Genomic DNA, 12,729 nt, shown 5'->3' with positions numbered 1-12,729 from the left:
AGGTTTTCAGACGTTCACTTGCGACAGCATACGCGGCTCGTCCTCGTTCTGCTCATGGCCGCTGGTGGGCTCCCGGTATCGGTTCGTGCGAACGAACCGATGGAGCAGGACCCCGGCGCCACGCCGCTGGTCGGCATGACGCGCCCATTCCGCGAGGCCGTGCTGGGAACGGTCTTCCAGGGTCGAATCCAGCAGTTCTTCGTGGAGGAGGGCGGCTTCGTTCATGCAGACGACCCGATCAGCGAGCTGGATAACGCTGTGCAGCAAACACGAGTCCGCATTGCCCAGGCCGAAGCCGAGAGCTCCCTTCAGGTCGATCTGACGCAGACACGATTCGACCACGCTCAGCGCGAGTACGATCGACTCTCACGGCTTTACGGCGACGCGTCCGCTTCTTCCAAGGAACTCACTGATGCGGATGCCGCACTGCGCATGCGCCGCCTGGAGTTCGAGATTGCCAAGTTCGACCTGCAGGTCGCCCGGCTTCAATTGGAGCGGGAGAAACGTACGCTCGAGCAGTTCACAATCCGAGCGCCTTTCAGCGGGTACGTCCTGGAACGTTTGAAGCAGGTCGGCGAGTCCGTCGATCTGGACGAGGGCGTTGTACGCATGGCACAGCTTGATCCGCTGCTCGTCGTTGTGGATTGCCCGCTGGATCGGCGGTCGGGGTTTACCGTGGGCGATGCCGTTCGCGTTGAGCCCCTGTCACCCGAATACGGCAAGCGCACGGGCGTGGTGCGATTCGTCAGTCCCGTGGCGGATGGGGGAAGTCAGACGTTTCGCGTCAAGATCGCCGTGGAGAACCCCGAAGGGGCGTGGATCGCGGGTATGAAGGTCGAGATCCATGCGGACCACCATATTCCGGAATCCAAACGGGTGAACGCACCATGATCTTCGACGAAGTCGAACCACAGGGCAACGCGCTCAACGCGGACGAGGCATTCGGTCTGCTTCAGGAACTGGGCCGGAATACGACGGAGGAAATCCGTCGCCAGCGCGCCCATTTCCGTATCAGCGTGAAGGCGGGCGTCGTGCTCCAGTCGGGAAACGCCAGCGAGTCGCTGTCCATGAAAGTCCGCGGCGTGACCGGTGACGTTTCCGAGGGTGGGTTCAGCGGGCTGTTCCCCGTGCCACCGCGCGTCGGTGATATTTACCGTCTCCAGTTCGACCGCGAGAAGCTCGATCTCCCACTCACCTTTGCCCGCTGCGTACGTTGTCGCCTCGTACGCGAGGATGCATTCGAGGCCGGATTCGCGTTCTTCAAGAACATCTGCCTGCCGGATCGCATGATGCAAACCGGAGCCGGCGCGCAAGTCCTGGACCTGTAGACCGGAATCGAATCACCGTGCCCGAAGGAGGCTACGTGACGCATCCTGACACTGCCCGACGCGATAATGCGCAGACTGCCGGCCGCGCTGCAAGCCGCGGCGACGTCTACGCGGATATCGTGCGCATCGCCCGCACGGGCACGTCGCAGGCGCAGTTTCTCAGGGCCGCCTTTCGGCTTATCGCCCAGCATTTCGCCAGTCCCTATGCGGCGCTCCATGTGCGTTATGCTTCCGAGGTGATCCAGGACGATTGGCACACGGGCCCGACCGATCCCGGCTTCTGGAAACCGTCACTTCAACAGTTCCTGACCGAATCCCTCTCCGAGCCGCTTTCCCGAGCCAGGTTGCTCCAGGCTCGGACCGGCTCAGCCAAGGTCGCTTTTCTCAGTGCGCCGGTGTTTGACCCATCAGGACCGGCGATCGGCGCGGTTTCCCTGGTGGTTGCGCCGGTGGAACCCGATCAAGTCGATGCCCGGCTGGCCCTGCTCGAATGTCTGACGCGACTGACGTCTTTCAGCGTGGAATATCTGGGCAACGCCGAATCGCGATCGGATGTAACCGGTCGCAGCGCCGCATCGTCACGCGATCCCGCCGGTGCCAAGGCGCTGTCGCGCGCCGCCTCGTTCCAAGACCACGAGGAACTGGCTTTTGCCATCGTCAACGATCTTTGCAATCGCATGGGATGCGAGCAAGTTGCATTGGGATTGGTCGACGGACCGCGCGTTCACCCGGTCGCCATTTCCGGGCTCGACACCGTGCGCTCGCAGAGCCCCGGCGTCGTTGCCATACGCGGGGCAATGGAGGAGTGCCTGGACGCGGGCACCACGATCGTGGAGCAGTCGGGCCAGAGCTGGAACGGGTCCGAATCCAGTGGATCCTATCGCCTTCACCACCAATGGAGAGCGCACGTGCAGGGCGATGCGGTTGCATCGATCCCGCTCAAGGACGGCGATCGTGTCGTGGCTGTGCTCAGTCTGCGACGCCGCGCCGACCATCCGTTGCGACAGGAACTCGTTGAGGAAATTCGTTCGCGCGTGGAACCCTTCGCCGTATCCATGCTCGTCTTGAAGCGGGCAGGCCGGGGCCTTGTGCGACATGCGCTGGATGTCCTCCGGGAAGGCGCCGTTTCCCTGACTCGTCCCGACGGTATGCGCCGGCGTGCTCTGGTAGCCGCCGCGGTCTTCGGATTCCTCTTCTTCTGTTTCGGCTCGATCAACTATCGTCCGACCGTGCAGGGTGTTCTTGCGCCCGCGGACGTGCGGCATGTTGCCGCGCCGTTCGACGGTGTTCTCGCTTCCGTTCACGCCGTCGAGGGCGATCACGTTCGGGCTGGCGATCCGCTTGTCGTATTCGAACAGCGCGAACTGATCACCCGTCGCGACGAGCTTCAAGCAGAGTTGGCCGTGGTCAATCTCCAGATCGATCAGGCCCGGGCGGCGGATACGCCGGTCGAAATGCAACTGGCCCGGGCCAAGCAAGCACTCATTGAAGCAAGGTTGAGGGTGCTCGAGGAGCATCTGACGCAGGCGACGGTGCGGGCGCCGATCGACGGAACCGTCGTCTCCGGAGATTTGCGCCGTTTCGTGGGGGGCGTTGTCCCGCGCGGACAGGCCCTGTTCGACATCGCCCCGCCCGGACATTGGCGTCTGGAGCTCGCCCTTCCCGATCACGTGAGCGTGGATCTTGAGACGGGATTGAGCGGCACGTTTGCGCCGGCCGCGCGACCGGACCATCTGCGGGCATTTCATATTGACCGCGTGCTCGCTTCGGCCCAGGTTCGCGGTGGCCGCAATGTGTTCGTTGCCGAAGCAGATATTCACGCCGAGGAGGGCTGGCTCCGACCGGGCATGGAGGGTGTTGCTCGAGTGGACATGGGCAAGCGCCGAATCTGGTGGGTGGCACTGCATCGCGCGATCGACTGGATTCGTCTGAACGTCTGGCCATGAACCCGACAGCCCCCGCCACCCAGCCTTCACTCGCCGCGCAGCTCGCCCAGGTGCGAGTCGGATTGCGTGAGGATCTCGACGTCAGCCGTCATCTCTTTCGCGGAAAGCCGTCGTACATCGTTCGCGATCCGGTCACGTTCCAGTGCCAGCAATTCGATCCGGGCGACTACCACATCCTGACGGCGATCGATCATTCGCGGACCCTGGGGGAGACGTTCGACGACCTTGTGGTCCGGGGCAGGGCCCGGCGCGACGATGAGGACCGTTTCTTCCAGTTTGTAATGGATTTGCACCGACTCGGGTTTCTGCGCCTCCCGGTATCGGACCACAAGTCACTTTATCGCCGACACCTTTCCAAGGAGCAGGCAAAGCGACGCCGGGCCTGGACGAGTTTCCTGTACACTCAAATTCCGGTTCTTAACCCGGATGCCTTCCTGAACCGCACCATCCGCTTCGCTCGCCCACTGTTTTCCTGGCCGGCGTTCATCCTGTGGGCCGTGCTGCTGGGAACGGCAATCTTCGTCGCCATTCACAATCGGCAGTCGCTCGCTCAGCCCCTGGAGGGCATGCTCGCGACGCGCAACCTGGCACTCATGTGGCTCACGCTCGTGGTGTTGAAGGTGTTCCACGAATTCGGCCACGCATTCGCGTGCAAGCACTTCGGCGGCCACGTTCCGGAAATGGGCGTCTCCCTCATCATGATGACGCCGTGCGCCTACGTTGATGCCACGTCCTCATGGGGATTCTCCCGGAGGCGAGATCGCCTCGTTGTCGCGCTGGCGGGCATGTACATCGAGACGGCCATCGCGGCGCTGGCGGTATTCGTATGGGCGTTGACGGACCCCTCGTTGTTGCACAGCGCGGCCTACAACGTCATGTTCCTGGCTGGGTCCGTAACGGTGCTCTTCAACATCAATCCACTCATGCGCTTCGACGGCTACTACATCATGAGTGACCTCGTTGAAGTGCCAAATCTGCGGGCAAGATCGGCACAGTACATCGCCGCCTGCATGAAGAAGTGGTTCCTGGGCATCGAATCGGAGCGTGTGATCGAAGGCCGGCGCCTGCGGGGGATTCTCTTCGGATTCGGGGTGGCCAGTTTTCTCTATCGACTCTCGCTGTTGCTGGCAATATCGGCGGTGCTCGCCACGAAGTTCTTCATCGTCGGCGTGTCGCTGGCGGTATTTTATGTCGGCCGCACCGTGGCGACGGCGGTAGCCAAAATCATCCAGTATCTCTGGCAGGCGGAGGAAACGGCGCATGTCAGGGTTCGGGCCGTGGCTTTGGGACTACTGCTCGTCGTGGGGTTTCCGGCGGGATTCCTCTGGATTCCGCTTCCTGCCCGGGTCCGTGCGGCCGGAGTTATTGGACAGGAGCGGGAGAGCGTGCTGCGCGCCCCGGCCGATGTGTTTGTTGAGGCCATTGCTGCGCGAAATGACGAAACCGTTCATGAAGGCGCGCCTCTGCTGAAGCTACGCGACGAGAATCTGGAACTTGCCGTTGCCGCCGCGCAAGCCGACGTACGCGAGGCGGAGATTCTTGCCGACGCATTTCGACTGGCGGAGCCGCATCGCGCCGAACAGGAAGCGCAGCGTGCCGACGCCGCTCGCCGCGAACTGGAGCGCGCAAAGGAGCGACTGACGCAACTCGAAGTCGCTGCGCCGCACGAGGGCGTGGTCATCCAGACGCTCAAGCCGGAAGACATCGGGCGGTTTCTTCCGCGTGGCGAAGTACTGGCCACCGTGGCCGACGGACCGTGGCAGATCCGCGCGGTCCTGTCGGAGGAGGAATTCACCGCGGCCGGGCCGGCAATCGGCAAGCGGGTTCTCGTCCGCACCACGGCGCGGCCCGATACGTTGCTTCACGGCGAGATCGAGCGTATCGCGCCGATGGCCCACCGGGCCGTTCCCAGTGCGGCTCTGACTCAACTCGCCGGAGGTGACATCCACGTGGATCCCGCGACGGGAGTAACCAATCGACCCTATTTCGAAGTGGTCGTTCGGCTCGATGATCCTCCGGCCGGTTTGCTTCGCCACGGGATGGGGGCCCGCGTGCTTCTCCACGGTGCGCCGGAGCCCTTCGCCGTTCAGGCCTTCCGCCGGCTGCACCGCTTCCTCAACAAACTCCTGCAGGAATAGCTACGGTCGAATGTGCGAACCCGATTCGGCGCGGAGCGTGGGCTCACGCCCTGTCGGCGGTGACCTCTTGCGGGCCGCCGCGTTGAAAGGGCACCTGCCAGTCCTCACCCTCAACAGTCCACGAGCGGTCGTTTCGAAGGACGCGACGGTAGAGCGTGTCGCGTTCGAACGCCTCGCAACCGGCTTCGGCAATCAGCCGGCGGAGCTTGTCTACGGTGAGCTCCTGGTGCGTTCCACCGTCGCCTTCGCGCTTGGTAATATCGTAATACACCACGGTCCCGTCGATGTCGTCCACGCCCCAGCCGAGTGAAACCTGAGCGAGTTTAGGCGACTGCATGATCCAGAACGCCTTAATGTGGTCGATGTTCGGGCACATCAGCCGGGCGAGCGCCAGCGTCCTGAGATCCTCAAGCCCGCTCGGACCCGGCAGGTGAGCGAGTTCGCTTTCGTCGGGGATGAAGGAAAGGGGAATCACGCAGTTGAACCGGGCTGCTCGCTTGCGGACACTATCTGCCTGATGTTCGCGGAGCTTGATCAAATGCCGCACACGCTCCGCGGGCGTTTCCACGTGCCCATAGAGCATCGTCGCATTGGTGAATATCCCCAATTCATGAGCGGCACGATGCACGTCAAACCACTCGGACTCGCCCACCTTGGTCTTGAAGGCCTCTTCGTGAACCCGGTCGTCGAAGATCTCCGCGCCACCACCCGGAAGGCTGCCGAGACCCGCCTCGCGCAGCTTCGTGAGCACTTCGGCGATGCCCAGTCGCGGCTTGGCGATGCGCGTGAAGTGTATGATCTCGATGGCAGTAAACGCCTTGATGTGCATGTGCGGGCATGCTTGGCGGATTGCCGCACAAAGGTCCGTGTAATAGGAGAACGGAAGTTTCGGATGAAGTCCGCCGACAATGTGTACTTCCGTCGCTCCTCGCGCGTAAGCATCTTTCGCTCGCGCGACGACTTCCTCCACGGTCAGTTCATAGCCGTCCGGGCGGAACGGGGCTCCTGATGGTGCGCCACCATCCTCAAGCAGCGAGAGCGATGGGCCGGAATGTTGTGGTCCATCGTGGGAAGCGGCCACTTCGGGCGAGACGGGATGTCCCACTTTCGGATAAGGCCGGTAAAACGAGCAGAACTTGCAACGCAGCACGCAGTAATTGGTGTAGTTGACGTGAAGGTTGACGTTGTAGAACGCCCGCCGGCCGTGGAGCCGCTCGCGCACAAGGTTGGCCAGTTCGCCCAGTGCGTGAATGTCGGGCGATTCGTAAAGCGCCAGACCCTCTTCGAACGTAAGCCAATCGCCGGCCTCGACCTTGCGGCGGAGCTCGATGAAGTCGTGGCCTGCCATGTCCGTCGCGGCTGACTGAATCATTCATTCTTCCAATGCTGGGAGCTGCGGACCTGTCGGCGACGGCAGAATCAACGGTCAACTTCCTCGAATGATAACGCGCGCCCGGCTATGCGTAGCTGTGCAGCCCCGTGATGACGAAGTTGACCGCAATCCAATTGAACATCATCACCTCGAATCCCAGGATGGCCAGCACCGCCGTCCAGAAGCCCTTGTCGCGCACCTTCAGGCGAACGTGGATGAGGATGAGGAATATGATGAACGTATTGAGGGCGAAGACCTCCTTCGGATCCCAGCCCCACGGCCGACCCCACGAATGGTCCGCCCAGATGGCGCCCATCACCAACCCCGCCCAGAGCATGACGAACGAAAGCTCCACCAGAACCATCGTCGCGCCATCGTAGACCTCGCCGGTGGATGGTCGCTCGCGGTGAAGAAACGCGGAACGCCGTTCGCCCGTTCCCAGGATCAGCGCCGCCGCTCCACCCACCGCCGACCGCTCCACCTTGGTCCCGGCGAGTCGCCGGCCACGAGCACCGGCCAGTTCCAGCACGATGAACATCAGCGATGCCCAGAATCCCGCTCCGACGAACATGGCCGTCTGCGCCTTCATCTCCCAGGACGGTGCCCCGAGCAGATTCATGAGCAGCGGCAGCCCTGTGGCGTGCAGCGCCGCCACGGCCACCGGAAGCAGCAGCAGCCGTCCCTTGGGAACCAGGCCTTGATCCCAAAGTGAACACCAGCGATTACGCAGGTAGAGCAACGCCGGCACGCAGGCCAGTCCGATGATTGCATAGCTCCAGATGATGACGTTGGTGTGAATGTACAGCCAGACATCGTTGAGCGCCGGCATCTTGTTGTTGATCGTGGAATCGAGTCCCGTCGGGATGAAGTACGCCGCCATCAGCGCGGCCATGGACATCACCGCTGATCCCAGCGCGAAAAGATTACGGAAGGGTGTCCGACGGACGAGTGCTTCAATAATCAGCGCTCCGACGCCACCGAACCACGCGGCCGTCGTGACCGCCTCGAACATGTTCGCGTTCGGCCAGCGCCCGGAGATGTACCAACGAATAATCACCGAGGCTGTGTGCGCCGCGAACGCGATCACGAACAGCACCATCCCCACTGTCCGCGCCCGATCCCACTGATAGATCGTGGCCATCAGCAGGGGCACCACACTCGCCAAATAGAGGAGCCAGACCCATGTCATGCTCTTGTTGCGGAAATACCAGCTCTCCATGGAGAGGCGTCCCGGTGAAGGATAGAGATGCGGCGAGATGCTCGGCAGGACGGTCGCCAGCTTGGCGATCTGCGTGTTGACCGCACCAGCATCCTCCGCACGCCAGGCGGTGACGAGCGCGTCCCACGACTGGGCCAGAGACTCCTGCACCTTCGGATCGAGCCCTTCGATCGGCCGGGATCGCTCCATTCCCATGTGCGTGGCGTCCCGCGGAGCTCCTGCCGGACCAGCGACATCCGTGATAGGAATCCAAGGCCGGTCGGTCTCGCCCGTCGGTGTCGGGATGAGTCGCAGCCGATCGGCCAGGAAACGGGCATCTGAAACCGTGAGCGCCGAGTGAATGGCGTCCACCTCCTTGGACGTCTTGATCAGGTCCTGGCCGAGATGCTGGAGCAATCCGTCCACGTCGGGGCGCTGGAGGAGTGCCGGCGAGATCAACCCGCGCTTCATGAATCGAGCAACCCAATCCTCGGATACCACGGGTTCGGCGCCCATCGCCACCTCGTCGCGCGAGGCCTCATCCAGAACGTTGGCAATCTGCTCCCGCACGAGCTTGTTCTTGACGTAGATCGTATCCGTGTTGTCGTACCGCTCGGGGCGGAGCAGCATATCCAGGTAGGTATAGCCATCCGGCTGCCCGTGGATCTCTCGCGGACCGCTCACGTAGCCCATGTACGTCTTCGCGTGTGATTCGAACGATCGGACGCGTCCGTCGGCTTGAACTGCGGCGCGATACAGCGGCGCAAGGTCCACCGCCTGTGCGAACGCCGAGGGTCGATCCTCGGGGCGCGGTGCGGGGCGGTCAATGTAACTCCAGCCCACCAGCCCGCCGATTCCCAGAACCACCATCCAGTCAATGGGTCGAATTCTCATCGTTCCCTTCATCCGGCTGAAGTACGAAATATCGAAGTTAACTACTTGCCGTCCAATGATGCGCGCCAAGTCGTGACATCACGCAGGCTCGCAGGGCTTCGCCTGTGACCCAATGGCGGTCAGACGCCCACCTCTTCCTTTTCCGCGATGACTTCTTCTATGCGTTCAGCCTGTGCTTCGGCGCTGGACGATAAACGCGCCCGCGAGCGTTCATAACGCCGGCGGACCATGACAGGCTTGATGTAGAACGCGAAGATCATCCCCGCGACCATCATGCAGCACCCGATGAGCTGCACATACACGCCGTTACGATTGCCCACACCCAACCCGGTGTAGTTCATCCCGCCCGTAGGATTCTGGTCGGATGGCTTGTCCCACGTCGATTGGAAATACCAATACCCGGCGTTTTCTGTCGGCGCGTTCACCGCGATTCGCGTCGGATTCGTCCAGCCCGACGGCTCGAAGAAGCGCAACTCGCTCACATAGTTGCGTATGGTCAGCGATTGTCCGGTGTATCCGCCGATGTGCGTGTCCAGTTTGAATGAATCGAGCGCCACGGGATTCGGTAGCTTCTGCCGCTTTCGCGAGAAGATGACCTCCACCGTGCTTCCGTCGGCCGTGCGGAACTGCGTCGGCGCATACGTGAAGCGACCGCCGTACGCATATTCGGGACCGGGAAGCGCGTATGGGTGGAAATGCACCCACTCCGTCTGTGTTCCCCGCCCGGTATCGACCTCCAATCGCACCATCGAGAACGCCTCGCCTGCGTCACGCTGCCGGGCGAAGGGCGGAACGATGAACGGCTTCTGTTGCGCCACGGCACTGGTCCAAAGTCCTTCCACGCGTGCCCACAACCCGGGAATCACCTCGACACGCTCGCCAACGTTGATCGGCCGGTTGATTTGCTGCCCGTCCCGACCATTGAACAGGAAGTGCAACCCGCCGGGATACGCAGCGAGCACGACGGGTGCCGACGCCGGCTGGTAGCGCATGACGATCCGCTCATCCACGCCGCGAGCCTGAACGTCGTGCGGATCCATGCCGTCGCCGTGGATGTCGCGCGTGAAATCGGGCACGTCCGAAACCCACCTTCGGAACGTGCCCTCGGGCGTGCGAATCTCGACAATCGCGACGGAGATCGCCCGGTTCTGGTTGGGTAGAACGAGGTTGTCCTGCACACCGCGAATGCGGTAGGCGAATTCCGTCCCTTCAATGGGGACAAACGGGCCGTCAGGGTCAACTGTCTCCTGCGTAAGCACGACATCGAAGTCCGACCCCGCCGCCGGGACTTCTACGTGCAGCATGGGGCGCGAGTCTCCGGAGAACGACGCCGCTTCGCCGGCGTCATCAACCCACACGAACTGCACCAACCCATCCTCGGAGATGCGTCGCTGGCGGTCGAAAGCCGCCAACTCGTAGGATTGTCCCGGGGCGTGGTCCGCCAGCAGTGACATTCGGACGACCGGGTTCAGGCGATCCCCACCCTCCACCCATTGCGATTGCATGCGTGCATAGCGCAAGTAAGCGGTGATGTGCAGCCGGGCGTCACCCAGCGGATCATCCGCCCCGGCTGGCGGGACGCTCACGTCGATCGGGCGGGTCGGCAGCTCCTGTTTCGGATCGCTGAACACCAGGCTACGATCCGATATGCGATCCTGATAGCGCGGCAGCCCTTCGATGGGGCGCTGCACCCAGTTCTTTTCACCGGCGCGGCGAATGTACAGGGCCCAGGTGTCCTTGATGTGGAAGTACTCCTGGGGCTGGTACTCCAGGGACATGTCCAGGTCTTCGTTTACCAGCTTGCGGCCAAGGTTCTTGATCGCCCGCCCCTTGCCGGGGATGACGTCCTCGTTGTATTGCGGAAACCCCGCCAGCAATTGCCGCACGAATGCGTCGCCCTGCGGGGGTTGGACGCTGATATTCACCGCATACGCCGTCTTCCCCTTGTCCTCATCGGATAGGATGGGCCAATCGGAGTTGGTGCTCTGCACCTGGAATTCCCACAGGCCCTCTGGCGTCGCAACCCGCGCCCGATTGCCCGGAAGGGCAGGCATGGAGACCGGTGCGTTGGCGCCCGGAGCTTCGATCCGAACCTGACGGCGGAGGACGGCCGTGTCTCCCTCAACCTTGGTCCCGAAGTAGTAGTAGCTGCCCACCACGAGCATGATCAGCCCGCTGTGAATGGTCCAGACGCCAAGATTCACGGGTCGCAGCGGTATCCGCCGGATCGTGGCAACCGTCAGCGAGATACAAAAGGCGATGATCAGGGCGTTGAACGGCCACCAGTGGAACCACTCGAATTCGGTCATTTCCAGCCAGCGATGCTGGCGGACCTGGGGAACGGCACTCCCGATCGAGCAATAGATGAAGAGAAGCGAAGCCAGTGTGACGCCCAGCCAGATACTTCCGACCTGGTCGAGCAACATGCCCATCGGGCTACGCCGCCTCCGACCGATGTCCGAAGCTGGTCGGTTCGGTTCCTTGTCCATCAGGATGTGCACTCCTGCCTTGTTGAATTCCGCTTTGTGACGGGAAATGGCGCAACACGCCGGCCCAGCGCGACACGCCGCCCTTCCTCGGAGATTATAAGCGGCTTCATGTGGGAGGAAACCCGCGGGGCGCGATCACTCCACGGACGAGCAATTCGCCGGCGCAGCAAACGCGCCGTCATTGCGGGCGCCGGGTTCTTGGCTAGGCCGCGACACCATTCTTGACCGAGAGCACGTAGAAGCTGCCGTAGGTGGCGCTGCGGTCAATGGCCAGCAATTCCCGGGACAGCTCCTGATGGTGGTGGACGAACGGCCGCACCGATTCAGGGGGGTCGAGCCGATAGCTTCCCGAGCGATAAATGAGGGTGGCGTCCGGGGCGCTCGCTCGCAGTACGGCTTGTAACGTGCTCTCAAACGCCGTCGCCGGCATCCAGTCGAATATGTCCAGGAGATTGAACTTGTTGATCGAGCCGGCAGGCTGGCTGTTCAAGTATGGCTCCAGCCAGCCGTTGACGATCTCCACCCGGTCGAGGTTGTTACGCAGCGTCTCGAAGTTCTCTTCCAGCAGGTAAGGCGGCACGTGATTGCCCCGGAAACGTCCGGAAATGGCCTGACTGAGGAAGTAATTGTCCTTGGCGGGAACCTTCGTCAACGCGTGCTCGATCCGCTCCCGGATGTAGTCATACATGTTGTGGCGGCCGTCCACCAATTCGAATTGCTTCGGATGAACCCCCGCCAGATACATCAGCGGTTTGAAGGACACGAACATCTTGCTTGACCGCCGCCAGAGCCGCGGCGCGATACAGCCGTCGTAAAGGCTCTGCTGCTCCTCGAGCGAGTCACACGCGAAGAGCCGCTCAATGATGCTGTCGTTGATTTTCACCAGTTTGAGATAGCGGCGGAGGATGCGGCAAAAAACGCCCATCCGGCCGTGTCGATACAGACCCCGGGCGACAACCTTCAGATTCTTGTCCCAGAACTTCTGGGAGCGTGGCGAAATGAGCGGTCGAAGCTTGTTGGGATAAAGCGACTCGACCCGCTCCGGAGAGCGAGCGGCGAAAATGTCGAAGAACGTGGCGTGGTCCAGCGTCGCCAGTCCGGCGAGCTTCAACTCGAGAATCGCATTCTGCGCGGGATTCCCGTCCACACAGATTAGCCGGCGCGGGCTCTGGCATAGAAAATTCAGCGGATTGCAGCCTGCGGACGTGATGGACAGGACGGTGTCGTCGCCCGTGAGTTGAAAAGCCCGCCTGTCCATCTCCGGGTCTTCCCACGACATGTTGAACACGATGCCACGGAAAACGAGCCGTTCAAGAAGGGGGCGACGCTTGGCCTGGGGAAGATCGATCACCGTGATCATTTGC

Annotated in this window: 8 protein-coding genes; 4 read left to right on the top strand and 4 right to left on the bottom strand. The window is 62.2% G+C overall.

What is annotated here, in order from left to right; genetic code table 11:
• Positions 1-99: 99 nt before the first annotated feature.
• From J5J06_02080 to J5J06_02065, 4 genes are read left to right on the top strand one after another with little or no spacing between them, the layout of a single operon-like run.
• On the top strand, positions 100-891 hold the full coding sequence (locus J5J06_02080; GenBank protein MCO6435858.1) for an efflux RND transporter periplasmic adaptor subunit: 792 nt from the start codon (positions 100-102) through the stop codon (positions 889-891).
• On the top strand, positions 888-1,328 hold the full coding sequence (locus J5J06_02075; GenBank protein ID MCO6435857.1) for a PilZ domain-containing protein: 441 nt from the start codon (positions 888-890) through the stop codon (positions 1,326-1,328). The genes J5J06_02080 and J5J06_02075 overlap by 4 nt, the downstream gene beginning before the upstream one ends.
• A 35-nt stretch (positions 1,329-1,363) precedes the next feature.
• A complete protein-coding gene (locus tag J5J06_02070; GenBank protein ID MCO6435856.1) occupies positions 1,364-3,274 on the top strand; it encodes an HlyD family efflux transporter periplasmic adaptor subunit in 1,911 nt (636 codons plus the stop codon).
• Entirely contained in the window at positions 3,271-5,412 is a 2,142-nt protein-coding gene (locus J5J06_02065) for an HlyD family efflux transporter periplasmic adaptor subunit (protein ID MCO6435855.1), read from the top strand. Before J5J06_02070 ends, J5J06_02065 begins: the two co-directional genes overlap by 4 nt.
• 43 nt (positions 5,413-5,455) lie before the next feature.
• Here J5J06_02065 and J5J06_02060 read toward each other — a convergent pair whose 3' ends face one another.
• From J5J06_02060 to J5J06_02045, 4 genes are all read right to left on the bottom strand, one after another.
• Complete coding sequence (locus J5J06_02060; protein ID MCO6435854.1) at positions 5,456-6,784, bottom strand: CofH family radical SAM protein; 1,329 nt, start codon at positions 6,782-6,784, stop codon at positions 5,456-5,458.
• An 85-nt stretch (positions 6,785-6,869) separates the two neighbouring features.
• Entirely contained in the window at positions 6,870-8,876 is a 2,007-nt protein-coding gene (gene ccsA / locus J5J06_02055) for a cytochrome c biogenesis protein CcsA (GenBank protein ID MCO6435853.1), read from the bottom strand.
• Positions 8,877-8,995: 119 nt separating this feature from the next.
• Complete coding sequence (locus J5J06_02050; GenBank protein MCO6435852.1) at positions 8,996-11,365, bottom strand: hypothetical protein; 2,370 nt, start codon at positions 11,363-11,365, stop codon at positions 8,996-8,998.
• Positions 11,366-11,567: 202 nt separating this feature from the next.
• A complete protein-coding gene (locus tag J5J06_02045) occupies positions 11,568-12,725 on the bottom strand; it encodes a BtaA family protein (protein ID MCO6435851.1) in 1,158 nt (385 codons plus the stop codon).
• Positions 12,726-12,729: the final 4 nt, after the last annotated feature.

It is taken from the genome of Phycisphaerae bacterium (assembly GCA_024102815.1).
Lineage (GTDB): Bacteria > Planctomycetota > Phycisphaerae > UBA1845 > UBA1845 > JAGFJJ01.
This window is presented reverse-complemented; position numbering and strand designations above follow the sequence as displayed.